General features: G+C 71.5%; 17 protein-coding genes. 6 read left to right on the forward strand and 11 right to left on the reverse strand.

Translation table 11 applies throughout. The features are described 5' to 3' along the window. The first annotated feature begins 13 nt into the window (after positions 1-13). The 4 genes from nuoL to recQ all read left to right on the forward strand — a co-directional run bounded on the left by nuoL (position 14) and on the right by recQ (position 7,448). Entirely contained in the window at positions 14-1,927 is a 1,914-nt protein-coding gene (gene nuoL, locus ACFWBD_RS10335; protein WP_385665427.1) for an NADH-quinone oxidoreductase subunit L, read from the forward strand. 5 nt (positions 1,928-1,932) lie between these two features. Beyond that, a complete protein-coding gene (locus ACFWBD_RS10340) occupies positions 1,933-3,528 on the forward strand; it encodes an NADH-quinone oxidoreductase subunit M (protein ID WP_385665429.1) in 1,596 nt (531 codons plus the stop codon). Beyond that, on the forward strand, positions 3,525-5,183 hold the full coding sequence (gene nuoN, locus ACFWBD_RS10345; protein WP_385665431.1) for an NADH-quinone oxidoreductase subunit NuoN: 1,659 nt from the start codon (positions 3,525-3,527) through the stop codon (positions 5,181-5,183). Before ACFWBD_RS10340 ends, nuoN begins: the two co-directional genes overlap by 4 nt. Positions 5,184-5,408: 225 nt before the next feature. After that, entirely contained in the window at positions 5,409-7,448 is a 2,040-nt protein-coding gene (gene recQ, locus ACFWBD_RS10350; RefSeq protein WP_385665697.1) for a DNA helicase RecQ, read from the forward strand. A gap of 116 nt (positions 7,449-7,564) precedes the next feature. On the opposite strand, the gene ACFWBD_RS10355 is transcribed toward recQ, so the two are convergent. From ACFWBD_RS10355 to fahA, 8 genes are all read right to left on the reverse strand, one after another. After that, entirely contained in the window at positions 7,565-10,513 is a 2,949-nt protein-coding gene (locus ACFWBD_RS10355; RefSeq protein ID WP_385665434.1) for a fumarate reductase/succinate dehydrogenase flavoprotein subunit, read from the reverse strand. A gap of 11 nt (positions 10,514-10,524) precedes the next feature. Further along, positions 10,525-11,340 carry an ABC transporter ATP-binding protein gene (locus ACFWBD_RS10360; protein WP_385665437.1) on the reverse strand — a complete coding sequence of 272 codons (816 nt, stop codon included), beginning with the start codon at positions 11,338-11,340 and terminating at the stop codon, positions 10,525-10,527. Further along, positions 11,324-12,205 (reverse strand): ABC transporter permease, encoded by an 882-nt coding sequence (locus ACFWBD_RS10365; RefSeq protein WP_385665440.1) that lies wholly within the window; start codon positions 12,203-12,205, stop codon positions 11,324-11,326. The genes ACFWBD_RS10360 and ACFWBD_RS10365 overlap by 17 nt, the downstream gene beginning before the upstream one ends. Further along, on the reverse strand, positions 12,202-13,542 hold the full coding sequence (locus tag ACFWBD_RS10370; RefSeq protein WP_385665442.1) for an ABC transporter substrate-binding protein: 1,341 nt from the start codon (positions 13,540-13,542) through the stop codon (positions 12,202-12,204). Before ACFWBD_RS10370 ends, ACFWBD_RS10365 begins: the two co-directional genes overlap by 4 nt. 15 nt (positions 13,543-13,557) lie before the next feature. Then, positions 13,558-13,785: a ferredoxin family protein gene (locus tag ACFWBD_RS10375; protein WP_020130156.1), complete on the reverse strand. Its 228-nt coding sequence runs from the start codon at positions 13,783-13,785 to the stop codon at positions 13,558-13,560. Positions 13,786-13,911: 126 nt separating this feature from the next. Next, complete coding sequence (locus tag ACFWBD_RS10380) at positions 13,912-14,700, reverse strand: GntR family transcriptional regulator (protein ID WP_385665445.1); 789 nt, start codon at positions 14,698-14,700, stop codon at positions 13,912-13,914. A 150-nt stretch (positions 14,701-14,850) separates the two neighbouring features. Beyond that, the gene (locus ACFWBD_RS10385) at positions 14,851-15,789 is read right to left on the reverse strand and encodes a M56 family metallopeptidase (protein ID WP_385665448.1); all 939 of its coding nucleotides are present in this window, start codon (positions 15,787-15,789) and stop codon (positions 14,851-14,853) included. Between the two features lie 496 nt (positions 15,790-16,285). Further along, positions 16,286-17,497: a fumarylacetoacetase gene (gene fahA / locus ACFWBD_RS10390; protein WP_385665699.1), complete on the reverse strand. Its 1,212-nt coding sequence runs from the start codon at positions 17,495-17,497 to the stop codon at positions 16,286-16,288. A gap of 301 nt (positions 17,498-17,798) precedes the next feature. Between fahA and ACFWBD_RS10395 the strand changes: the two genes are divergently transcribed. Continuing rightward, complete coding sequence (locus tag ACFWBD_RS10395) at positions 17,799-19,034, forward strand: DegT/DnrJ/EryC1/StrS family aminotransferase (protein WP_385665451.1); 1,236 nt, start codon at positions 17,799-17,801, stop codon at positions 19,032-19,034. Next, the gene (locus ACFWBD_RS10400) at positions 19,027-21,570 is read left to right on the forward strand and encodes a lipopolysaccharide biosynthesis protein (protein ID WP_385665454.1); all 2,544 of its coding nucleotides are present in this window, start codon (positions 19,027-19,029) and stop codon (positions 21,568-21,570) included. The genes ACFWBD_RS10395 and ACFWBD_RS10400 overlap by 8 nt, the downstream gene beginning before the upstream one ends. Here ACFWBD_RS10400 and ACFWBD_RS10405 read toward each other — a convergent pair. The 3 genes from ACFWBD_RS10405 to ACFWBD_RS10415 all read right to left on the reverse strand — a co-directional run bounded on the left by ACFWBD_RS10405 (position 21,491) and on the right by ACFWBD_RS10415 (position 25,595). Beyond that, positions 21,491-22,585: a glycoside hydrolase family 26 protein gene (locus ACFWBD_RS10405; RefSeq protein ID WP_385665457.1), complete on the reverse strand. Its 1,095-nt coding sequence runs from the start codon at positions 22,583-22,585 to the stop codon at positions 21,491-21,493. The two genes, ACFWBD_RS10400 and ACFWBD_RS10405, sit on opposite strands and share 80 nt — an antisense overlap. 452 nt (positions 22,586-23,037) lie before the next feature. Further along, positions 23,038-23,643 (reverse strand): hypothetical protein, encoded by a 606-nt coding sequence (locus ACFWBD_RS10410; RefSeq protein WP_385665459.1) that lies wholly within the window; start codon positions 23,641-23,643, stop codon positions 23,038-23,040. A 20-nt stretch (positions 23,644-23,663) separates the two neighbouring features. Continuing rightward, entirely contained in the window at positions 23,664-25,595 is a 1,932-nt protein-coding gene (locus tag ACFWBD_RS10415) for a hypothetical protein (protein ID WP_385665461.1), read from the reverse strand. Positions 25,596-25,612: the final 17 nt, after the last annotated feature.

Below are 25,612 nucleotides of genomic sequence, written 5' to 3' on the forward strand. Positions count from 1 at the left end.
GGTCGGAAGAAACGTGGAGAACCTGATTGCGCTGCTGATCGCGGCGCCCCTGCTCGGAGCGGCCGTCCTTCTGGTCGGCGGCCGTCGGCTCGACGCCGTCGGCCACTGGATCGGCACGCTCCTGTCGTCCGTCTCCTTCGTGTTCGGCGTCATCCTCTTCAGCGACCTGCTGAGCAAGGACGCCGAGGACCGGACGCTGACGCAGCACTTGTTCAGCTGGATCCCGGTCGAGGGCTTCCAGGCGGACGTCGCCTTCCGCCTCGACCAGCTGTCGATGACGTTCGTGCTGCTGATCACGGGCGTCGGCTCGCTGATCCACCTGTACTCGGTCGGGTACATGGAGCACGACGAGCGGCGCCGCCGCTTCTTCGGCTACCTGAACCTGTTCCTGGCGGCGATGCTGCTGCTCGTCCTCGCCGACAACTACCTGCTGCTGTACGTCGGCTGGGAAGGCGTCGGGCTCGCGTCCTACCTGCTCATCGGCTTCTGGCAGCACAAGCCCAGCGCCGCCACCGCCGCGAAGAAGGCCTTCCTGGTCAACCGCGTCGGCGACATCGGCCTGTCGATCGCCATCATGCTGATGTTCACCACCTTCGGGACCTTCGCCTTCGGCCCGCTGCTGGGGACGGAAGGCGAGCCCGGCATCGCGGGTGACGCGAGCGAGGGCAAGCTGACCGCCATCGCCCTGATGCTGCTGCTCGCCGCCTGCGGCAAGTCCGCCCAGGTGCCGCTCCAGTCCTGGCTCGGGGACGCTATGGAGGGCCCCACGCCGGTCTCGGCCCTCATCCACGCGGCGACGATGGTGACGGCGGGCGTGTACCTGATCGTCCGCTCGGCGGCCATCTTCAACGGCGCACCCGACGCGCAGTTGGTCGTCACCGTCGTCGGTGCCGTCACGCTGCTGTTCGGTGCGATCGTCGGTTGCGCGAAGGACGACATCAAGAAGGCGCTGGCCGGCTCGACCATGTCGCAGATCGGCTACATGGTGCTGGCCGCGGGCCTCGGCCCCATCGGCTACGTCTTCGCGATCATGCACCTGGTGACACACGGCTTCTTCAAGGCCGGGCTGTTCCTCGGTGCTGGATCGGTCATGCACGGCATGAACGACGAGGTCGACATGCGCAAGTACGGCGGCCTGCGCACCTACATGCCGATCACCTTCGTCACCTTCGGACTCGGCTACCTCGCCATCATCGGCTTCCCGGGCCTGTCCGGCTTCTTCTCCAAGGACAAGATCATCGAGGCGGCGTTCGCCAAAGGCGGCACCGAGGGCTGGATCCTCGGCGGTTGCGCCCTGCTAGGCGCGGCCGTCACCGCGTACTACATGACGCGCGTGATGCTGATGACGTTCTTCGGCGAGAAGCGCTGGCAGCCCGACGCCGAGGGACATGAGCCGCACCCGCACGAGTCGCCCAGGTCCATGACCATCCCGATGATCGTGCTGGCCTTCGGATCGGTCTTCGCGGGCGGCTTCTTCAGCATCGGCGACCGCTTCCTGCACTGGCTGGAGCCCGTCACGGGCCACAGCCACGGCGACTCCCCGATCAGCGCCCTGACGGTCACCCTCGCCACCATGGTGGTGCTCGTCATCGGCGTGGCGGTCGCCTACGCCCAGTACGGCCGACGCCCCGTGCCGGTCGTCGCCCCGCGCGGGTCGCTGCTGACCCGGGCCGCCCGGCGCGACCTCCTCCAGGACGACTTCAACCACGTCGTCCTGGTCCGCGGCGGCGAGCACCTCACGCGCTCCCTGGTCTACGTCGATCACACCCTGGTCGACGGAGTCGTCAACGGCACGGCGGCCTCGGTCGGCGGCCTCTCCGGGCGGCTGCGCCGACTCCAGAACGGCTTCGCGCGGTCGTACGCGGTCTCGATGTTCGGCGGTGCGGCGGTCCTCATCGCCGCGACCCTGCTGATGAGGGCGGTCTGATACCGATGTCCTTTCCTCTGCTGACAGCGACGGCGGCGCTCCCGGCGATCGGGGCGGTCGTCACGGCCGCCGTACCGGCCGCCCGGCGCAACGCCGCCAAATCGCTGGCCTTGGTGTTCTCCCTGGCGACACTCGCCCTGGCGATCGTCGTCCTGGTCCGCTTCGACCCGGACGGCGGCCGTTACCAGCTCACCGAATCCCACTCCTGGATCAAGGACTTCGGGGTCAGGTACGAGCTGGGTGTGGACGGCATCGGGGTCGCGCTCCTCGCGCTGACCGCGCTGCTGATCCCGTTCATCATCCTCGCGGGCTGGCACGACGCCGACCCGCTGGAGACGGGCGACGCGTCTCTCGGCAGCTTCGCTGCGGGGCGCTGGCGGCCGACGCAGGGCTTCTTCGCCCTGATCCTGGCCGTCGAGGCGATGGTGATCATCTCCTTCGAGGCGACCGACGTCTTCCTCTTCTACATCTTCTTCGAAGCCATGCTGATCCCGATGTACTTCCTCATCGGCGGCTTCGGGGACCGTGCCCACGAGCACGGTGAGGAGGCGGCGTCCACGCAACGGTCGTACGCGGCTGTGAAGTTCCTCCTGTACAACCTGGTCGGCGGCCTGATCATGCTGGCCGCGGTGATCGGCCTCTATGTGGTCGCCGGGAACTTCTCGCTCACGGAGATCGCCGAGGCCCGCGCCAACGGAACGCTCGACATGGCGACGAACACCGAACGCTGGCTGTTCCTCGGCTTCTTCTTCGCCTTCGCGGTGAAGGCGCCCCTGTGGCCGCTGCACACCTGGCTGCCCAACGCCATGGGTGAGGCGACCACCCCGGTCGCCGTGCTCATCACGGCGGTCGTCGACAAGGTGGGCACCTTCGCGATGCTCCGGTTCTGCCTCCAGCTGTTCCCGGAGGCGAGCAAGTGGGCGACGCCGGCCATCCTCGTCCTCGCGGTGATCAGCATCATCTACGGGGCGCTGCTCGCCGTGGGTCAGCGGGACATCAAGCGGCTGGTGGCGTACGCGTCGATCTCGCACTTCGGGTTCATCATCCTGGGCATCTTCGCGATGACCAGCCAGGGCCAGTCCGGCGCGACGCTCTACATGGTCAACCACGGCATCTCGACGGCCGCCCTGATGCTGGTCGCCGGCTTCCTGATCTCCCGGCGCGGCTCGCGGCTCATCGCGGACTACGGCGGGGTGCAGAAGGTCGCCCCGGTGCTCGCCGGCACCTTCCTGATCGGCGGTCTGGCGACGCTCTCGCTGCCGGGACTCGCGCCCTTCGTGAGTGAGTTCCTGGTCCTGGTCGGCACCTTCGCGCGCTACCCGGCGATCGGCATCATCGCCACCTTCGGCATCGTTCTCGCCGCGCTCTACACCCTCGTCCTCTACCAGCGGACGATGACGGGCCCGGTGAAGCCCGAGGTCTCGACGATGCCCGACCTACGCGCGCGTGAGCTCGTGGTCGTCGCCCCGCTGATCGTGCTGTTGATCTTCCTGGGCGTCTACCCGAAGCCCCTCACGGACATCGTGAACCCGGCGGTCAAGCAGACCTTGTCCGACGTACACAAGAAGGACCCCCAGCCCGAGGTGGAGGCGGCCAAGTGAGCGCATCAGCCGTCCACAGCCTGTGGACAACGGCGGCAACCGCGGCCGAACCGATCTCGAAGATCGACTCGCCGAAGATCGAGTACGGGCAATTGTCGCCCACCCTGATCGTCGTGGGTGCGGCGATCATCGGAGTGCTGGTCGAGGCCTTCGTGCCGCGCAAGCACCGCTACTACGTACAACTGTTCGTATCCGTCGTGGCGCTGACCGCCGCCTTCGCCGCGGTGGTCGCGCTGGCGGAGGGCGGATACGGCACCACGAAGGCACGCATCGCGGCCATGGGCGCGATCGCGGTCGACGGGCCGGCCCTCTTCCTTCAGGGCACGATCCTGCTGGCCTCCCTGGTCGGCCTGTTCACCTTCGCCGAACGGCGCCTCGACCCCGAGGTGCACGGCAACCGGGTCGACTCCTTCGCCGCCCAGGCGGCCTCCGTGCCCGGCAGCGACAGTGAACAGGCCGCGGTCAAGGCCGGGTTCACGACGACCGAGGTCTTCCCGCTGCTGCTGTTCGCGGTCGCCGGCATGCTGGTCTTCCCGTCGGCCAACGACCTGCTGACCCTCTTCATCGCCCTGGAAGTCTTCTCGCTGCCCCTGTACCTCCTGTGCGCACTGGCCCGCCGCAAGCGGCTCATGTCGCAGGAGGCCGCGGTCAAGTACTTCCTCCTCGGTGCGTTCGCCTCCGCGTTCACCCTCTTCGGCATCGCACTGCTGTACGGGTACGCGGGCTCGGTGTCGTACGGCACGATCGCGCAGGTCGTCGACGGCACCGTCCAGAACGTGAACCCGGCGCTCGCCGACACCATGGGCAACGACGCGCTGCTCCTCGTCGGCGCCGCGATGATCGTCATGGGGCTGCTGTTCAAGGTGGGCGCGGTGCCGTTCCACATGTGGACGCCCGACGTCTACCAGGGTGCGCCGACCCCGGTCACCGGTTTCATGGCCGCGGCGACCAAGGTGGCCGCCTTCGGCGCGCTGCTGCGCCTGCTCTATGTCGTCCTGCCCGGCCTGCGCTGGGACTGGCGTCCGGTCATGTGGGGCGTCGCGATCGTCACCATGCTGGGCGGCGCGATCGTCGCGATCACGCAGACCGACATCAAGCGGCTGCTGGCGTACTCGTCCATCGCGCACGCCGGATTCATCCTCGCGGGTGTCATCGCGACCACCCCGGACGGCGTCTCGTCGGTGCTCTTCTACCTGGCCGCGTACTCGTTCGTGACGATCGGCGCGTTCGCGGTGGTCACCCTCGTGCGTGACGCCGGCGGCGAGGCGACCCACCTGTCCAAGTGGGCCGGGCTCGGGCGCAGGTCCCCCCTGGTGGCGGCCGTGTTCGCGGTGTTCCTGCTGGCCTTCGCCGGTATCCCGCTGACCTCCGGGTTCACCGGTAAGTTCGCCGTGTTCAAGGCGGCGGCCGAGGGCGGCGCGGCCCCGCTGGTCGTGGTCGGTGTGATCTCGTCGGCGATCGCGGCGTTCTTCTACATCCGCGTGATCGTGCTGATGTTCTTCAGCGAGCCGCGGCCCGAGGGCCCGACCGTCGCCGTTCCGTCACCACTGACGATGACGGCGATCGCGGTGGGCGTGGCGGTCACGCTGGTGCTCGGCGTGGCTCCGCAGTACTTCCTGGACCTGGCGAACCAGGCGGGAGTGTTCGTGCGCTGAGCCGCTCCGCCCGGATGCGCTGACCTGCGTGTGCCTGTACGACGGGCCCGGTTCCCCAGGTGGGGAACCGGGCCCGTCGGTGTCGTACAGGCGATCGAGTCCGGGGATTTTTCCACGCTGTCACCCGGAGTCACCGGATCGAGCCTGTGGATAACTCCGATGCTGTCAGTCCGGACCCCTATCGTGGAGGCAGTGGTCGAGGGACGACGTACGGGGGACCAGTCGATGGGCGGGACAGGCGGGATCAGCGAGATGACAGGTATCACCGGGACACCGGAGCGGACCGAGAGCGAGGCCCTGGCCACGCTGCACCGGGTCTTCGGATACGACGCCTTCCGCGGCGAGCAGGAAGCGGTCATCGAGCACGTGGTGGCGGGCGGGGACGCGGTCGTCCTCATGCCGACCGGCGGCGGCAAGTCGCTGTGCTACCAGATCCCGGCGCTGGTCAGGCCAGGCACCGGCATCGTCGTCTCGCCACTGATCGCGTTGATGCAGGACCAGGTGGACGCGCTGCGGGCGCTCGGCGTGAACGCCGGGTTCATGAACTCCACCCAGGACTTCCACGAGCGGCGTGTGGTCGAGGCCGAGTTCCTCGCGGGCGAACTGGACCTGCTGTACCTGGCGCCGGAGCGGCTGCGCCTGGACTCCACCCTCGACCTCCTCTCCCGCGGCAAGATCGCGGTCTTCGCCATCGACGAGGCGCACTGTGTCTCCCAGTGGGGCCACGACTTCCGCCCCGACTACCTGTCCCTCTCGCTGCTCGGCGAGCGCTGGCCGGACGTCCCGCGGCTCGCACTCACGGCGACGGCCACGCGCGCGACGCACGAGGAGATCACCCAGCGGCTGAACATGCCGTCGGCCCGGCACTTCGTGGCGAGCTTCGACCGGCCCAACATCCAGTACCGGATCGTGCCGAAGGCCGACCCCAAGAAGCAGCTGCTGAGCTTCCTGCGCGAGGAGCACGCGGGTGACGCCGGCATCGTGTACTGCCTGTCACGCAACTCCGTCGAGAAGACGGCCGAGTTCCTCTCCCGCAACGGCGTCGAGGCGGTGCCGTACCACGCGGGTCTGGACGCGGGCACGCGCGCGGCCCACCAGTCCCGGTTCCTGCGGGAGGAGGGCCTGGTCGTGTGCGCGACCATCGCCTTCGGCATGGGCATCGACAAGCCGGACGTACGGTTCGTCGCCCACCTCGACCTGCCCAAGTCGATCGAGGGCTACTACCAGGAGACCGGGCGTGGCGGCCGCGACGGACTGCCGTCCACCGCATGGATGGCGTACGGCCTGAACGACGTCATACAGCAGCGCAAGCTGATCCAGTCCGGTGACGGTGACGAAGCCTTCCGCCGGCGGGCCGCCGCCCACCTGGACTCGATGCTGGGGCTGTGCGAGACCGCCCGGTGCCGCCGCGGCCAGCTCCTCGCCTACTTCGGCCAGGAACCGGAGCCGGCCGGCTGCGGCAACTGCGACACCTGCCTCACACCTCCGGAGACCTGGGACGGCACCGTCGCGGCCCAGAAGGTGCTGTCGACGGTGGTGCGGCTCCAGCGGGAGCGCGGGCAGAAGTTCGGCGCGGTGCAGATCATCGACATCCTGACGGGCAAGCGCTCGGCCAAGGTGATTCAGTTCGACCATGACCAGCTGTCGGTTTTCGGCATCGGAGAGGACCTGTCCGAGGGCGAATGGCGCGGCGTCGTACGGCAGTTGCTTGCGCAGGGGCTGCTCGCGGTCGAGGGGGAGTACGGCACGCTGGTGCTGACGGAGGCCAGCGGGTCGGTGTTGCGCCGCGAGCGGGACGTGCCGCTGCGCAAGGAGCCGAAGAAGCCGGCGTCGTCGAAGGCGTCGGGCTCTTCCTCCTCCGGCAGGGGCAAGTCCAAGGCTGCCGTGGCCGAGCTGCCCGAGGAACTGCTGCCGGCCTTCGAGGCCCTGCGTGCCTGGCGTGCCGAGCAGGCCCGTGAGCAGGGAGTCCCGGCGTACGTCATCTTCCACGACGCCACGCTCCGGGAGATCGCCACGGCCTGGCCGACCTCGGTGCAGCAGCTCGGCGGCATCAGCGGGGTCGGCGAGAAGAAGCTGGTGACGTACGGGGAGGGCGTGGTCGCGGTGCTGGCCTCACTGGGCGGGGCACCGGGCACCGCCGCCGCTCCGGGGCCTGCTGAGAGCCCGGCTCCTGGTGGCACCGCTCGGGCTGCCGAAACGGATCCGGGCGCCCCGGACTACTGGCCCGAGATGGACGAGGAGCCGGAGCCCGAGGACTGGATGTAGCGGACTGGAGTCACAAGGGGACTGGCAACTGGCAACTGGGGACAGGGGGCTGGGGACAGGGCGCGGGCGCCCTGGAAGTCGGCCGGGGGCGCTGCCGGAAGCGGCGGGTGAGCTGGTCATAGAGCGCGCGTCGCATACGCCCTGACATCCGCGTCGGAGTCCGTCGTCGCCGTGGCGAGGGCCGCGCGGGCGGCTTCCGAGGCGCGGTGCCGGGTCAGGGCCAGGACGGCGGCCTTGCGGACGTCGGCATTCGGGTCGGCCAGGGCCTTGGCGAGGACGGGGAGGGCCGTGTCGGGGTGGGCCACGGACAGCGCGGTGGCGGCACCGGCGCGGACCTGCCAGGCGGGGTCCGCCAGAGCGCTCACGGCTCGCGCGGCGAGTGGCGCCGGGCACCCCGTGGTGCCCAACGCCCCGTAGGCGGCGGCACGCACCAAGGCATCGGGGTCGTCGACGAGCCCGACGAGGGCCGCGTGGACGGCGTCGCGCTCGGGGGCGATGCCTGCGTCGGAGCCGATGCTGTCTGGGGAGCCGGAGCCGGAGCCGGAGCCGGAGCCGGAGCCGGAGCCGGAGTCAGGGTCCGAGCCGGAGCCGGAGTCAGGGTCGGCTGCGGGGTCGGCGTCGGCGATCGAGCCTGCGTCGGACGCCGAGGTGTCGCTCAGGCAGCCGGCCGCCACCGTGGCCAGGGACTTGGCGATCGTGACGCGGACCTCGCGGGACGGGTCGGCGGTCGCCGCGCGGGCCAGTTCCTCGGCGGCGTCGACGGAGACCAGGGCGCGGACGGCCTCGATACGGACGGCGATGTCGGCGTCGGTGAGAGAGCCCGCGAACAGGGCGGCGTCACCGAGGCGCAGGGCGCGCAGCACGTCCAGGGCGGCGGCGCGGACGACGGGGTCGGGCTCTGCCAGGGCGGCGGCGAGGCCGTCGCGCAGGGCCGGTTCCGCCGGCAGGGTCTCGACGAGTTCGCGCAGCGAGGCCGCCGCGGCGGCACGCACCTCCGCGGCGGGGTCGCGGAGCGCCTCGGCGAGGGCCGGACCTGTGCCCGACGGCACGGTCTCGGTGAGGACGGCGACGGCCTCGCGCCGGACGGCGGCCACCGTGTCGGTCAAGTAGGGCAACAGGGAGTCGAGTCCGGGCTCGTCCTCGGCCAGGGCGACGAGTTCGAGGAGACGAACGGACGACTGGGGGGAGGACTGACCGAGGGCGGGTTCGGACGTCGGAGGCGCCGAGGTGTCCGTGGACTGCGGGGCGGCTGCCTCGGACCCCGTGGCGACGGGCGCCACCTCCCGCGAACCGGCCGTGGCCACCTCCTCGGGGTGTACCTCGCCGAGCTGCCGGGACGGGCCGCCGACGGGGGTGAACTCGTCGACCGGAACCAGATACGGAGCCACGGGCCGGGCCGTGAACTCCATCGCGCCGGAGGGGGACTTGTGCAGATCGAGGTGATGGAACCAGGAGGCGTCGTCGCGGTGAGGGTGGTCGAGGCGGTCGTGGTAGAGGCCCCAGCGGGACTCGGTACGGGCCAGCGAGGCGCGCGCGGCCATCTCCGCGCAGTCCCGGATGAAGGAGACCTCGGCGCACCGCATCAGCTCGTGCGGGGTGCGGGCACCCATCTCGGCGATGTCGCCGCGCATCCGCTCGAAGGCCTCCAGGGCCAGCGACAGCCGCGCACCCGACTTCGGCGGGGCCACGTAGTCGTTCACGAAACGGCGCAGCTTGTACTCGACCTGGGGCTGCGGCGGGCCCTGCGGGTTGCGCAACGGGCGGTAGATCAGCTCGTGCGCCTCGCGCAGTTGGTCGGCGGGAAGCTCACCGTCGTACGCCTTGTACCGGGCCGCGTCGGAGCCGGCCAGGTCGCCGAAGACGAACGCGCCGATCATGTAGTTGTGCGGGACGCAGGCCAGGTCACCGGCGGCGTACAGGCGGGGGACGGTCGTGCGGGCGTGTTCGTCCACCCGTACGCCCGAGGCCGAATGGCCGCCGCACAGCCCGATTTCCGAGATGTGCATCTCGACGTCGTGCGTGCGGTAGTCGTGACCGCGCCCGGAGTGGAAGGTGCCCCGGGTCGGACGCTCGGTGGAGTGCAGGATCGACTCCAGGGCCGAGATCGACTCCTCGGGGAGGTGGCTCAGCTTCAGGTACACCGGGCCCCGGTCGCTGGCGACCTCCGCCGCGAACTCGGCCATCATCTGGCCCGACCAGTAGTCGGAGTCGACGAAGCGTTCGCCGTGCCGGTTGACCTGGTAACCACCGAAGGGGTTGGCGACGTAGGCGCAGGCGGGACCGTTGTAGTCCTTGATCAGCGGGTTGATCTGGAAGCACTCGATGCCGGTCAGTTCCGCGCCCGCGTGGTAAGCCATGGCGTAGCCGTCGCCCGCGTTGGTGGGGTTCTCGTAGGTGCCGTACAGGTAACCGGAGGCGGGCAGACCGAGGCGGCCGCAGGCGCCGGTCGCGAGGACGACCCCGCCCGCGCGGACGGTGACGAACCGCCCTGTGCGGGTGTTGAAGCCGACCGCCCCGATGGCGCGCCCGTCCTCGGGAGAGGTCAGCACGCGCACCGGCATCACCCGGTTCTCGATACGGATCCGCTCCCGCATCTCGCGCCGCCGCAGCTGCCGGTACAGCACCTTCTTGACGTCCTTGCCCTCCGGCATGGGCAGCACATAGGAGCCGGAACGGTGGACCTGGCGGACCGCGTAGTCGCCGTGCTCGTCCTTCTCGAACTTCACGCCGTACGACTCCAGGCGCTGCACCATGGCGAAGCCGCGGGTGGCGGTCTGGCGGACGGTGGACTGGTCGACGATGCCGTCGTTGGCGCGGGTGATCTCGGCGACGTAGTCGTCGGGCTCGGCGCGGCCGGGGATGACCGCGTTGTTGACGCCGTCCATGCCCATCGCGAGCGCCCCGGAGTGGCGGACGTGGGCCTTCTCCAGGAGCAGGACGTCCGCGCCGCGCTCGGCGGCGGTCAGGGCCGCCATGGTGCCGGCGGTGCCGCCACCGATGACGAGGACGTCGCAGGTCAGCTCCTCGGCGTCGCCGAGCGCGGGGATCTGCAGGAGGGTGTCCACCGGGGTGCCTTTCAGATGCTCAGTGAGGTCAGGACATCGCGCCGCAGGGCCACGCGCGCCGGGTCGTCACGGGCGGCCCGGTCGCGTGGACGCGGCACGTCCCGTACGGCGACGAGGCGGCCCGCGCCGAGGAGGGCCACGCGGTCGCCGAGGAACAGGGCCTCGTCCACGTCGTGGGTGACGAAGACGACGGTCGCGCCCGTGCCGTGCAGCACCTCCACCAGCAGGTCCTGCATGCCGGCGCGGGTCTGGGCGTCGAGGGCGCCGAAGGGTTCGTCCATGAGGACGGCGCGCGGACCCGTGGCGAGGGCCCGGGCCAGTTGCGCCCGCTGGCGCTGGCCTCCGGAGACGCGGTGCGGCAACTGCCGGGCGCGGTCGGCGAGTCCGACCCGCTCGAGCCAGGCCGCGGCCTGCTTCCCGCGCTCCGCGCGCGGTGAGCCCTGGATGGCGAGGGGCAGTTCGACGTTGGCCAACAGGGTGCGCCACGGGAGCAGGGCGTCCTCCTGGAAGACCAGCGCGCGGTCCGCCGCCGGTCCGCTTGTCGGCCGGCCGTCCTGCTCGACGGCTCCGGCCAGCGCGGGCAGCAGTCCGGCGAGCGTGCGCAGCAGCGTCGACTTGCCGCAGCCCGAGGGGCCGACGACGGTGAGGATCTCGCCCGGCGGGACGTCCAGGTCGACATCGGCCAGGGCGGTGGCGTCGGGGCGGCCGAGGGTGGCCGAGCGGAGGGTGAGCCGGGTACCGCGTACGGCTGTACCGGTGGCCGCGTCGGTGGCCGCCTCGGCGGTGTCGGTACGGGTGGTCTCGCGGGTCTCAGACGAGGTGCTCATCGCGCGCCTCCTCGGGTTCGGGTCCGGTGGGGACGGCGGGGGACGCCGCCGGTGCCGGAGCGGCCGATCGGGGACTCTTCGGCCTGGGCCGGCCGGTGGGGACGTACGACGTGCGGGGCAGCCAGCGGGTGAGGCGGCGGCCGAGGAGTTCCACGGCCGTGGACGTGGCCCAGCCGAGCACGCCGATCGTGACCATGCCGACGAACACCCCGGGGTAGTCGACGACCGTGTAGTCCTGCCAGGTGCGGTAGCCGACGCCGTACTGACCGGAGATCATCTCGGCGGAGATCACACAGATCCACGACACCCCGATGCCGACCGACAGTCCGCCGAAGATGCCCGGCAGCGCCCCGGGCAGCACGACCGAGCCGAGGATCCGCCACCGGCCGCCGCCCATGGTGCGGACCGCCTCCTCCCACCCGGGGGTCAGCGCGCGGACGGCGTGCCGGGTGGAGACGAGGACCGGGAAGAAGGCGGCGGTGAAGGTGATGAAGACGATGCCCTGTTCGTTGGAGGGGAAGAGCAGGATCGCGACGGGCACCAGGGCGATCGCGGGGATCGGGCGGACGACTTCGAGGATGGGTCCGAGCAGGTCCTCGGCGAGGCGCGAGCGCGCCACGAGCACGCCCGTGGCCACGCCCAGGACGGCGGCCAGGAGGAATCCGGTGACGATGCGGGTCAGGCTGTCGGTGAGGTCGGTCCAGTAGTCGTCGCCGGCCAGGCGGTCGGCGAAGGCGCGGGCCACGTCGGCGACCGTGGGGAACTGCGAGAAACGCAACCACAGGTCGATGTTCAGGCTGGTCAGCAGCTGCCACAGACCGAGGGCGGCCGCCACCGAGGCCACCCGCAGCGCATACCGGGTCACGACGCCCGCCCCAGCGCGTCGGCGTACGTGACGACGCGGGCGCCCCCGTGGGCGTCGACGTAGGCCTGCGCGGTAGCCGGGGCGACGAACGGCACAAGCGTCGCGCCGTCGGTCACCCAGACGGCCTTGTCGGCGAACCACAGGGTGCCGGTGGTGGCGTCGGGGACGTAGGCGGCGCGGATGCCGTCCTGGTGCTGCGCGACGTAGGCCAGCAGCTCGGCGGGCGTCTTGAAGGTACGGGTCTGCGTGGCGTCCTTGGGCCAGACCTCGCTCGCGGCCGGTGCGGGCGTGGCGGCGAGCTGCTTGGCGTAGGACGAGCCGAGCGCCTTCCTCACGTACTGGTCGTCGACGAAGGAGTCCACGTCGACGTCTCCGGTCAGCTTGGCCGCCTTCAGGATCGAGACGTCCTTCTTGAGCGCGGCGACGAGCTGCGGCTTGACGGCCGGGTCGAAGGTGGAGATGCCGTGGGCGCCGTTGTAGAGGTAGACGACCTCGGCGGGCAGGCCGGTGGCCTCGGCGACCTTCTCTGCGGCGGCCACCGGGTGCGTGCCGAGGTAGTCGGTGGCTTCCGACTGCGCCTTCAGGAACGCCTCCAGTACGGCCGGGCGCTTCTTCGCGAAGTCCTCGCGGGCGGTGACCCCGTGGAAGGTGGGCAGGTCCAGCTGGGCGCCGTCGTACAGGGCCTTCGCCTTGCCCTGATAGGCGAGCAGGCCGGGCCAGGCGACGAACTGCGAGAGCGCGTCGGCGCTGCCCGCGGAGAGGGCCGACGCCCCGACGGCCGGCTGCTGGTTGAGCTTCTCGATGCCCTTGGCCGGGTCGATGCCGGCGCGCTGCAAGGCCCGTACGAGGGTGCCGTCGGCGGCGGAACCGATGCTGGTGGAGACCTTCTTGCCCTTGAGGTCCTCGATGGAGGCGAGCTTGGAGTCGGGTGCCGTGACGATGGTGTTGAGGCCCCCGCGGAGGTTGTAGCCGGTGACCGAGACCAGGTGGGTGGGCTTGCCCAGCTGTTTGCCGCGGGCCGCGTTGATGAGGAGCGGGAAGTCGCCCATCGAACCGATGTCGATCTTCCCGGCGGTCATCTGCGCCGTGATGGGGGCACCGGTGGCGTAGTCCTGCCAGTCCACCTTGTACGTCGTGCCGTCGCCGAGCGCGTTCAGCTCCTTCTCGAAATAGCCGAGTGAGCGCAGCAGGGTGCCCGCCGTGACGGTGTTGATGGTCTTGGACTGGTAGCCGACGGTGACGGTGACCGTGGAGCCGCTACCGGCCTCGGCGCTGCCGCATCCGGTGAGAGGGAGCAGGAGCAGGGCGGCGGACGCGGTGATCGCTTTGGGTTTCATGGAGGGGCGGGCCTTTCACCGGAGCAGGTAGGGCATGTTGACCGTGACGGCACCGGTGGGACAGCGAGCCGCGCACGGGCCGCAGTACCAGCACTCGTCGACGTGCATGTAGGCCTTGCCGTTGCTCTCGTCGATGGCGAGGGAGTCCAGCGGGCACATGTCCACACAGAGCGTGCAGCCGTCGATGCACTTCGACTCGTCGATGGTCACGGGCACGTCGGCCCGCTGGGGTGCCAAGGTCATGGCTGTCTCCAGAAAAGTCCCGAGAAATTCTGCGAAATGCCGCCCGGTGGTGAACCGATGAGGCCGTGCCGAACGATCAGGGGTTGAGGGCGGAGAAGGGGACGGAAGCGATGCCGACGGGAGGGGTCAGAGCGAGCGGTGCAGCAGGCCGCTCATCGAGATGCGGTCTCCGCGGAAGCGGATGAACTCCAGGTCCACCGGGCGGCCGTCGGCGAGGTGGGTGAGGCGTTCGAGCATCAGGACGGCCGTGCCACGCGGTGCCTCCAGTACGGCGGCGGAGTGGGCGTCCGCGGTCACCGCCTCCAGGGTGATCTCGGCGTGGCCGAGTCGCTGCCCGGTGACAGCCTCCAGGAGCCGGAAGACGTCGGTGTTCTCCAGGTCGGCGCCGAGCAGGGCGGTGCCGATGTCGAGCGGGATGTAGGTGAGGTCGAGAGAGAGGGGGAGACCACCCAGACGGCGCAGGCGTTCGATGTAGAGCACGTCGGTGCCGGGCGGGACGTGGAGGCGGTCGGCCACCGGGGCGGGCGCGGCGACGGGGCCCATCGTGCGGACCTCGTTGGTGACGTGGCCGTGCTCGTGCAGGGTCTCCGCGAGGCCCATCAGACGGTCCAGGCCGTGCGGGTACTTCTGCGCCACGACGACCGTGCCGACGCCGGGCAGGCGCTCCACCAGCCCCTCCGCCCGGAGGAGGTCGAGAGCCTGGCGGACGGTGTTGCGGGAGGCGCGGTAGTCGCCGGCGAGGGTCGACTCGTGGGGGAGCGTGCCGTCCGGGAAGCCGTCGGTGAGCAGCTGGCGGCGCAGGAGGTCCGCGAGCTGTCGGGCCTGGTCCGCGCGCAGCCGACGACGCGCACGGTGGGCGGCGACGGTCGTCGCGCCCTGGCCGGCGTGGTCTCGGATGCGGTCGGTGGGTGGCATGTTTCGAACCATAGCGAGTCGGTAGGAAAAGCAGTGTTGCCGGAGTGTTGCGCCACCTGCGGGAGCGTCAGGAAAGGCGCTGACCTGGGAAAACAGGACCGGCTTACACAAGATCTGCCAGGTCGGGACAACGCCGTCAGGACAACGCCGTCAGGACAACGCCGTCAGTCCCGGGGCGAAGGCGATCAGCAGGGGCAGCAGCGGCACCAGCGTGGCCACCGCCGTCGTCAGTGCCCGCTGTCGGCGGAGCAGGCGCGGGGGCGGCTGGAGCAGTCGGTCGACCCGCTCGCCGAGGAGACGGTTGCTCGAGGCGCAGGACAGGACGCCCCGGTGCTGGTTCAGCTCGATCAGGGCCAGCGCCGTGGTCAGGTGACCGCAGCGGCGCGACGCCGTGTCGTCGGCGGCGAGTTCGACCAGGCGGTGGGTCTGGTCGCAGAAGTGGGAGAAGAGCGGAATGCGGGGGAAGCCGGTGGCAAGGGCGGTCGACAGGTGGAGCAGCCAGTCATGGTGGGCGCGGGCATGGCCACGCTCGTGGGTGAGGACGGCGTCCAGCTGGTGGGAGGTCAGGCGGTGCAGGGCGCCGGTCGTCACGATCAACTGGGGTGGGTTGCCAGGCATCCACCAGGCGTCGGGGTACTCGTCCTCCAGCACCAGCAGCGGGCCCCGGGCGGACGGCAGGCCGGCGGGCAGGTCGGGGGCGCGTTCACGCAGGTGGGCCCTGGCCCGGCCGCGGCGCCGGCGGGCCTCGACGAGTTCGCGGGCCAGCATCGCGGTGGTCCAGGCGGCCCCGCAGGCCAGCAGCAGGGTCAGCGTCGCGGCCCACAACGGGGCGGCGGAGAGGTCGTACGCCTCGGAGACCCCAGGCGGTGCGGGGGCGAAGACCCGGGCGCGGACGGTGTGGAAGACGGCGGCGGCGCCCAGGGTCAGGGCGGTCAGGCAGCACAGCAGGACCGTGGCGACCAGGCACTGCCACACCCACAGTCCGATCACGGGCTCCCGCTCGGGCCAGGCGGACCGGGTGAGCGCGCGCGGAGCCGGCACGGCGGCGGACAGGGCGACGACGCTCAGCAGGAGCAGGCAGAGGGCCATGCCATGGGCTCCGGATCCTGGTCGGGAAGGGGGCGTGGGCCACGTGCGCGCGGGGTGCGTACGACGTACCCGCGTGCGTGCGGCCTGCCATGGGCGGCGGGCTCGGCACGAGAACCGTGCCCGCCGCCAGTATGACGGCGGTTACTCCGGGAGTCAGCCCACGACGACGCCCCGATTCAGCCCCGGCCGCCCCCGCTCGGCGGCCCCGCCACCACCAGCCACCCCACCTCCGACTCCGGCCTCGGCACCTGTGCGGACGCCGGCCCCGGCATCGGCCTCGGCACCTGTGCGGATGCCGGCCTCGGCATCGGCCTCGGCACCTGTGCGGATGCCGGCCTCGGCACCGGCCTCGGCACCTGTGCGGATGCCGGCCTCGGCACCGGCCTCGGCACCTGTGCGGACGCCGGCACCTGCGCCGGCGCCGCCACCGGCTCCGTCACGGACTCCGGCGCCGGAACCGTCATCTGCTCCGACCCCGGGTTCGTCACCGGCCGCCTCACCCGGCGATCACCTGTCCGCTCACCTCTCCGAGGCCCACTCGCGCTCCGCCGGGGCCGGGGGCCCACGCCGACAGGGTCACCACGTCGCCGTCCTCCAGGAACGTGCGCTTGCCGTCGGGGAGCTCCAGCGGGTCACGGCCGTTCCAGGTCAGCTCCAGCAGGGAGCCGCGCTCGTGCGGGTGGGGGCCGCTCACCGTGCCCGAGCCGTACAGGTCGCCCGTGCGCAGCGAGGCGCCGTTGACCGTGAGGTGGGCGAGCTGCTGGGCGGCCGTCCAGTACATGGTGGCGAAGGGCGGATCGGAGATCACGTGACCGTTGAGCGCGACAGAGATGCGCAGGTCGTAACCGCCGGGTTCGGCCGACGCGTCGTCCAGGTAGGGGAGGAGGGGGTGGGTCCGCTCCGGGGGTGTCACCCGAGCGTCCTCCAGGGCCTCCAGCGGGGTGATCCACGCCGACACCGACGTGGCGAACGACTTGGCGAGGAACGGGCCGAGAGGGACGTACTCCCAGGCCTGGAGGTCGCGGGCGGACCAGTCGTTGAGCAGGCACAGACCGAAGACGTGCTCGCGGAAGTCGCTCAGCGCGACCGGGCTGCCCTGCCGCGAGGGCACGCCGACCACGAAGCCGACCTCGGCCTCGATGTCGAGCCGTACGGAAGGGCCGAAGACGGGGGCCGGGTCGTCGGGCGCCTTGCGCTGGCCCGACGGGCGGACGACGTCCGTGCCGGAGACCACGACCGTGCCGGCCCGGCCGTGGTAGCCGATCGGCAGGTGCTTCCAGTTGGGCAGGAGGACGTCCCCGGCGTCCGGGCGGAAGATCGCTCCCGCGTTCCGGGCGTGGTGCTCGGACGAGTAGAAGTCGACGTAGTCGGCGACCTGGAAGGGAAGGTGCAGGGTCACGCCGGAAAGGGGATGGAAGTGCGGTTCGACGGTGGGCCGGTGGACGGGATCGGTCACCCAATCCGTCAGGGCACGGCGCACCTGCGACCAGGTCGTGCGTCCCGCCGCCAGCAGCGGGTCGAGCGTCGGCGAGGCGAGCAGGCCGGCGTGTGGCGAGCCGAGCGCGCGGGCGGCCGCGCCCGCGTCGAGGACGTGGTCGCCGAGCCGGACGCCGACGGTCCGCTCCGTGGAGCCCGGGAGGGAGAAGACGCCGTACGGGAGGTTGTGCGGACCGAAGGGGTCGCCCTCGGGAAGGTCGAAGGGGGGCATCGGGTACTGCCTCTCTTTCGTGCGCTCTTTGGTGCTCGCCATGTCGGGCTCGCCGGACCCCGAGCGGGTGTCGCGCGGGTGCGCCGAGCCGCGCCACACGTTACGGCCGGCATCGCGGAAGTGACATGGGGGCCGGACCGGCGAGGCCCGTCGACCGGAAGCTCTCCGCTACCGGTTGCTCACTCGAAGTCGTCCGCCGGCGGGTCCGCAATCTTGACGGAGCGGTGCGAAAGGGGAGACTCTGGGCGGGTGCTGGAAGGCCTCGGGGAGGGGGCCTTCGCCTGGCACGACTGGGGGGCGGATGGCCATAGGGGAGGCCGGCCTCGGGTCGGCGCGGCGTGGCTCACGGCCGAAGCGGCTGGAAGCGACCATGCGCGACAGACTCGGCCGGGAATGCGTGTACGTACCGTCGTGCAGATTCGGGCTGTATGTGGCCCTGCGCCACTGGTGCCCGCCCGGCGGACGGGTACTGATGTCGCCGGTCAACGACGACGTGATCTTCTTCGTCCTGCTCGCGGCCGGACTGCGGCCCGTGCAGGCGCCGTTGAACCCGCTGGACGCGTCGATCGACATCGATGCCGTGCCCGACGAGGTGTGGGGCTCGCTCTCCGGCGTCCTCACGACGAATCTGTACGGCAACCCGGACGACACGCCGCGCCTGCGGAAGAAGTGCGACGCGCTGGGCATCCCGTTGTTCGAGGACGGGGCGCACGCCATCGGCAGCGAGGTGGGCGGCAGACCGGTCGGGGCCTGGGGGGACGCCTCCGTCTTCAGCCTGTCCAAGCACGTCGGTGCCAAGGCCGGCGGATTCCTGGCCTGCGCCGACCCGGGACTGCGCGAGGCCCTGGAGAAGACCTGCGAGGACCTGCTGCTGCCGGGGCGGTTCACGGCGGAACTCGCCTACACCGTGCGGCCGTACGCGGAGGCGACCGTGCGGGGGCTGCGGTTGCGGCGGGCCGCCTGGGCCACGATGCGGCTGCTCGGGCTGACGGAGCGGGAGGAGATCCGGATGCCGCTGCGGCCGGCCGAGTTGGCCCGCGCCGTCGACGAGGCGCCGGACCTCACCGCGCACGACTCCTGGGTCCGCGTCGACATGCACGACTACCGGCTGCGCTCAGGGCCCCTGCGAGCGGGCCGTGTCGGCCGCAGGCTCGACCGTCTGGACGAGGTGCTGGCGGCCTGTCGGGCGGGCACGGAGCTGCTTCTGTCCACACCGTGGGCGCGGCCCGGCGCATCCCGCGCCGACCGGGTCCAACCCCTGTTCCGGGTACCCCTGTTCGTCGCCGACCGGGACGCCGCGAGGGCGGCGCTCGCCCGGCGGGGCATCGTCGTCGGGTACCTCTATGACCCGCCTCTGGACGACTACGCGGGTGCCGCCTTCACCGACCCCTCGCCCGATCCCGCAGGGGCACGCTGGTTCGCCCGGCACGCGCTGCCCGTCGATCCGCTGCGGGCCCGGCAGGTCGTCGAAGTGCTCCAGGGGTCCGGCGTCCGGCCGGCCGAGGCGCGGGGAGGGCTGGAGCCGACCCGTGGCTGAGACGCAGGCCGAGATCCAGGTACCCGAGCCCTCGGCGCCGCCCGCCGGAAAGGACAAGGCCGACACGGCGCCGGCCGACAGGACCCGCGACTCCGCGTCCCTGTTCAAGAACGCCTACTTCCTGATGCTCAGCACGGGCGTGTCCGCCGTGCTGGGCCTGGGCTTCTGGCTGGTGGCCGCGCACTACTACTCGGAGGAGGCCGTCGGCCAGGGCTCGGCCGCGATCGCGGCGATGCGGCTGCTGGCCAGCATCACGGCGACGACGATGATCGGGGCCGTCGTCCGCTTCGTGCCGCGCGCGGGACGGGCCACGGGCTCGCTGGTGTGGCGGGCGTACGCGGCCAGTTCGGTGGTCGTGGCCGTCGCGGCCTTCGCCTTCCTGCTCACCCTGGACCTGTGGGGGGCGACGTACGCGCCGCTCGGCACGGCCGCCGCGGGGACCACCTTCGTCGTCGCGTGCGTGGCATGGGCGCTGCTCACGCTCCAGGACGGGGTCCTCACCGGTCTGCGCAGGTCGGGCTGGGTGCCCATCGGCAACGCGGTGTTCTCCGTCGGCAAGCTGATCCTGCTGGCCGTGTGCGCGACCGCGCTGCCGGTGCTCGGCATCTTCGTGTCCTGGGCCGTCGCGATCGCGTTCTCGACGCTGCCGCTGGGCTGGCTGATCTTCCGTCGGCTGATCCCGCGCCAGGCCGCCGACGACCGGGAGCTGGAGCCTCCCCGACTGCGCGAGATGGGCCGCTTCCTGGCCGGGGACTCGCTGGGCGCGCTGTTCAGCCTGGCGATGATCAACCTGCTGCCGGTGATGGTCGCGGTCCGCTTCAGCGCGGCGGAGAACGGCTACTTCTACGTGGCGTACACCGTCGGCGGCACGATGGAGTTCATGGCCATCAACATGGCCTCCTCCCTCACCGCGCACGCCTCGCACGATCCGCGCCAGCTCGCCGAGGGCGTGCGCGGGGCGCTGCGCCGGATGACGCTGCTGCTGGTGCCGGTGGTGCTGTTCCTGGTGGTGTTCGCTCCGCAGATCCTGTTGCCGTTCCACGAGGACTACGCCGAGCACGGCACCACCGTGCTGCGGCTGCTGGCCGCCGGGGCGCTGCCCCGGGTCGTGGTCGAGCTGTACATCGGGGTGCTGCGGGTGCAGGGCCGTACCGGGGTGCTCGCCGCGCTCCAGGGCGCCATGTGCACGCTGGTGCTGGGCAGCGCCGCGTTGCTGTTCGCCCCGGCCGGGATCGCGGGCGCGGGCTGGGCGGTGCTGATCAGCATGACGCTGATCGCCGCCGTCTCCGCCGCCGGTCTGCGTTCCGCGCTGCGCCGCAACGACCGTCCGCCCGTCGGCCGGTCCTCCGCCGCCCCGGCCTACGGCACCCATTGGGCGCGGCTGAACGCCACCGCCGGGTACGGCACGAACTGGGCACGCCGGGCGGCTCACGAACGCGACGGCGTCGACGAGGACACGGTCACCCTGTTCATAGGACGCCCCGGATACGAACGCGAGGCGCTGCAAGCGGACACGCTGGCGTTGATAAGGCGGCCCCCGCACGAGTCCGAAGCCGCCACGAAGAGCAAGGGGGCCGAGGGGAGGAAGGGGAGCGAGGGGAGGAAGGGGGCCGAGGGGAGGAAGGGGAGCGAGGGGAGGAAGGGGGCCGAGGGGAGGAAGGGGAGCGAGGGGAGGAAGGGGAGCGAGGGGAGGAAGGGGAGCGAGGGGAGGAAGGGGAGCGAGAGGAGGAAGGGGAGCGACGGGACTGACGGGGTCGGGGATGCCGAAGGGCGGGACGAGTCGGCACGGGAGGTCGCGAGGGACCGGTCCGCTCCGGCCGGGAGCCGGGAGCGGTGGGTCACGGGCGGACTGTGGAGCCTGCTCGGCGTGGCCACCGTGGCCTTCTGGACGCCACTGCGCGATCTGCCCTGGCTCGACGGCCCGACCAAGGCCGTACCGACCGGACGTCAGTTGCTGGCAGCGCTGCCGCTCACGGCGCTCGTCGCCGGGGGCCTGCTGCTCGTGGCGTTCGTCGGTGCGGTGACGTTGCGCGTGGCACGCGGCGCACTGCTGCCCGGGGCCGCCCTGGGTTCGGTGCTGCTCGCCCTGTACGCCGTACCCGTCGCCTTCGGCGGGGAGCCGTCACCGGTCGGTGGGGCGCTGTACGCGAAGGCGGCCGGTTTCCTCGCGGAGGGGACGGGGCTCGACGGGCCCGGGCCGCTGCTGCGCTGGGCACCGCCGGCCGTGCAGCTGCTGTGTCCCATACCGCTGTGGCTGCTGCTCACGCGGGCGGATCGGTGGTTGACGTGGCCGGGGCGCTGGGGCGTCCTCTATCTCGTCGCGGTGGGCGGCTGGGTGTGGCGGCAGGAGCTCGCGCCGGCGGCCCTGCCCCTGTTCGTCGTCCTCGCCGTCGCCGCCGCGTTCCTGCCGCTCGCCACCCGTGGCCGCGCGAAGGCCGGAAAGCCGCGGGGCGCGGTCAGCGGGGCGGCACGGGCTGGTGGAAGTAGCCGTTCCTGCCCGCCTCCCGGTAGCCCTCGAGCCCCGGGCCCTCGTTGACGGTCAGATCGCACACGGGCTTCTCGGAGGTCGGCCGGTTCCAGTGCACCAGCGCCTTCACCTCCGGGAGTTGCTTCACGGCGGCGGGAATCCGGGTGTACCAGTCGCGCTGGCGCTGCGGGGTGTCGGCGTCGGGCGCGGTGGCGAACTCCGCGAGCATCACCGGCTTGTCGTCGCTGATGTTCTCGCGCAGCCAGTCGTAGCTGGGCCGTTGGCTGCGCAGGAAGTCCTTCCAGTCCGTGGTGCCGTGGCACTGGTAGTAGTTGTACTGGTCCATGGCGATCCAGTCGACGTACTCGTCCCCGGGGTAGAGCGCCTTCATGTCGGCCGCGCTGCCGAGGTAGCCGGATACGGTCCACACCCACACCACGTTGTCGGCGCCCAGTTCACGGAACCGGTCGCGGACATGGCGGTACGCGGCGACGAACTCCTCCGGGGTGCCGGCACCTTCCTTGATGCGGGCGTCGGTCTCCTGGTCGAAGGAGAGGAAGACGCGTTTGCCGTAGGCCTTGATACGCCGGATCTGCGGATCGAGGATCTCCTCGTCGAGCTTGCCGGAGGCGATGTTCTTCCAGCCGAGCTGGGTCTCCGTCCAGTTCTCGTGGTGCGGCTCGGTCCAGACGGTGGACTCCCAGGCCAGCATGAGCAGCCTGTCCTCGCCGAGTTCCTGTTCGTCCGGGGTGAGCAGTTCCCCGTCGAGCTTGGTGCCCGACATGTCGTGGTAGTTGTAGACGAGGTCCAGCTTGCGGCCGATCCTCTTCTCGAAACCGTGCACGGCGTCCCTGAGCGAGCCGTCCTCGGCGTACGGCACGGCGGCGCCCCACCAGGCGCCGCAGGGCGGGATCAGGGTGCCGGTGGGGGCGCAGGGACCGGTGGGCAGCTCACCCGAGGCCGCGTTGTCGGGCAGGGCGTCCGCGGCGGGATCCGGGTCCTCGGAGCGGCCGGCCCAGATGCCGAGCCCGGCGAGCAGCGCGGCCACCGCCACCAACGCGACAGCCGTGCAGGCACGCCTCACGCTTCTCAGGTCCCTTCTCGGTCCGCCCGCCAGGTCCCTCCCCGGGTCTCCCTCCGGTCCGACCTCCGGATTGCTTCCTGGTGCGTCCGCCGGGACTCCCTCCGGGGCTCCCGCGGGATCTCCCTCCGGGTTGCTTCCTGGTGCGTCCGCTGGATCTCCCTCCGGTCCGTCCGCCGGGTTGCTCTCCGGTCCGCCCGCTGGGTTGCTCCCCGGTCCGCCCGCTGGATCTCCCTCCGGTCCGTCCGCCGGGTTGCTCTCCGGTCCGTGTGCGGGGTCGCCCCCCGAACCGTTCCGTAAGCCGTCCCCCGAGCTGTGGTCCAAGCCGGCGCCTGAGCCGTCGCCCGAGCCGCTGCCCAACTCGTCGCCCAACCCGTCCCCCATGTGGTTCCTCACGCTCCTCACCCCGTGCGGCTCGGCCGGCTCGCGTGGCCCGCGCAGCCGATGCCGTCCCGTCATATGTCACTGCCGCCGGAGGGCTTGCGCCTGACCTTGGCGCGCTCGACCGCGCCGCGCCGAGCGGCGGGCAGCGGCAGCCCCGGCAGGGCCGCGGTGACCGTGGTGAAGCAGGCGAGCGAGACCAGGAAGGCGGTCATCGAGAAGGCCTCCACCAGGAACAGCGAGGTGGCGGTGAGCACACCGAGGGAGAGGCTGATGGGCGCGGCGAGCGCGACCGCCTCCAGCCTGGCGCCCGAGGCCAGGCGACCCGGCTGCGGATACAACGCCGCACAGCCAGGACCGAACAGGACGAACAGCAGCACCGGGATCCAGCGCAGCGGAGAGGGGCCGGGTACGGCGGTGGCGGCCAGGGCCGGCCAGCCCGAGACCCCGACGAGGACTCTCAGATGCGTCGAGGTGAACCCGATGCCCTTGGCCCCTTCTGCCTCGCCCGTGACCTCGTGGCCCGTGACCTCCTGGCCCGTGACGCCGGGGCCCGTGACGCCGGGGCCCAGGTCCGCGGGGCCCAGGTCCACGGTGCCCGGATCCTCGTGGCTCAGGTCCCTGTGGCCCCTGTAAGCGCTGTTCTTGTTGTCGATGTCCTCGGAGTCTGTGGTCGTCACTTCGATCACCTTGTGGTCATTCATCGGGTGGCCGGGCGGTACTCCAGGACAACGCCGTACGGATGGCTCTCGACGGTCCGGAAGAGGGGCGAGGCGGACAGCTTCGAACGCAGGGTCTCGAAGCCGCCGGGCGGCAGCAGGCCCTCGCCGGCGGCGTAGACGTCCTGGGTGCGGGTGAGGACGACGTACGCCTTCGCGCCAGGGGGGATCCCGTCCGCGAGGTAACGGGCCGGGTCCTTCAGCATCTTCTCGTTCTCGGGCAGCGCCTGTTCGGCGAAGAACCAGTGCTCGAGACGGTCGTAGCGGTGGAGTGCCTGCGGGAAGGAGCCGCTGGTGGCGAGGATCAGCGAGCCGTCGGGGGCGTTGTCGAGAGCCCTGGTGACCAGCGCGGTCTCCTCCGGCGGTGTGTAGAACATCTTCTCCTTGCCGTAGTACGACGGCAGGAAGCCGGCCAGCAGCACCAGCAGGACGGCCGGCAGGGCGATGGCCGCCGTCCTGCGCCGCAGCGCCTTCGCCCGGCTGCGGTGGGTTCCCGCCACGGCCGGCACGAGCGCGGCGGCGGCGAAGAAGGCCGCGCCGGGCAGGGCGAACAGGTAGACCCGGAAGAGCATCTCGCCGCCGTAGTCGTTGACGGCGAACAGCGGTACCGGGGCGACGGACACCAGCAGCAGGGGCAGCGCGCTGCGGGTCAGCCGGCGGCGCAGCACGACGGCGGTCCCGGCGAGGACGGTGACCGCGAGCACCATCACCACGTTGGAGGTGCCCGCGAGTTCCGGCCCGGGCCCGGTGAGCTGTCCCGCGTAGCCCGCGCGGGAGTTCTCCGTCAGTTCGCCGATCGACTTCTTGATGGCGGAGAGCGTCTCGACGAACAGCGGCCGCCCCATGGTCAGGTCCCAGGTCAGCATCAGCAGCGCGGCGACGACCAGCAGCCCGTAGTTGCGGTAGCGGCGGGTGAGGCTGAGCGCGACCAGACAGATGGTGAGCATCACCGGGGTGAGCTGGTGCGTGGCGTTGATGGCGGCGATCAGCGGGGCCAGGATCACCACGCACACCGCGCGCTGCCTCCTCCCCGTGGGCGGCGGGACGGGCGCGGCCACCGGGTCGAGGAAGGTGCGGTCGCGCAGCCGTCCGGCGGATCCGGGCCGCACGAAGTGCCGCAGCACCACCGCGAGGACCGTCAGATGCAGCAGGTACGCGAGGGCCTGCGGGGCGAAGTAGTCCTGGCCCACCCAGTTGGCGAGCTGGAAGATCCACACGGCGGTCCAGATCAGCCGCCAGTCCTCGCAGAAGGTGCGGTAGATCAGGACCAGCACCGGCATCATGAGCAGGCCGACGACGATCGGCGCCCAGTTGGCGTACACGGCGGCGCTCTCCACGCCGAAGGCGCGCACCAGGCCCGCGTCGAGGGTGAAGAAGCCCGGCCACTGGTCGTACGCGGACATGTTGCCCGACAGGGCCGCGCCCGGTCGCAGCTCACCGTTGGCGAGCAGCGTGTCGACGACGGCGTCGTGCTTGGACGCCCACGGGTAGCGCACCGCGTCGTACAGCACCGCCGGTGGCGCCTTCAGTGCGAGGAGCAGCGCGGCACAGTGCGCGGCCGGCCACCACGGCGCGGTGCCCGCGCGCCGCAGACTGAGGACGAAGCCCGCGGTGAGGACCAGCAACGACAGGTAGTAGGCGACCGGCAGCCGGTCCAGCAGGCCGTAGTCGCCCATCTCGCGGAAGCCGATGCGGGGCAGCGCGTACACCCACAGCCCGGCGGCGAGCAGCAGCGTCAGCAGGCCGGCGTCCGGTGGGCGGCGCGGGATCCGCCAGGGTCTGCGGACACCGCCGGTGGTCGGGCCCGGACTGCCCGGACTGCCCGGGCTACCGGGACTACCGGGTCCGGTGGAGAGGTCAGGGGTGGGCAGCTCGCTGCTCTCGGTGCTCGGTACGGGAACGTGTTGCTGCACGTCGAGGCTCCCCTCCC

Source organism: Streptomyces sp. NPDC060002, from assembly GCF_042737245.1.
Lineage (GTDB): Bacteria > Actinomycetota > Actinomycetes > Streptomycetales > Streptomycetaceae > Streptomyces.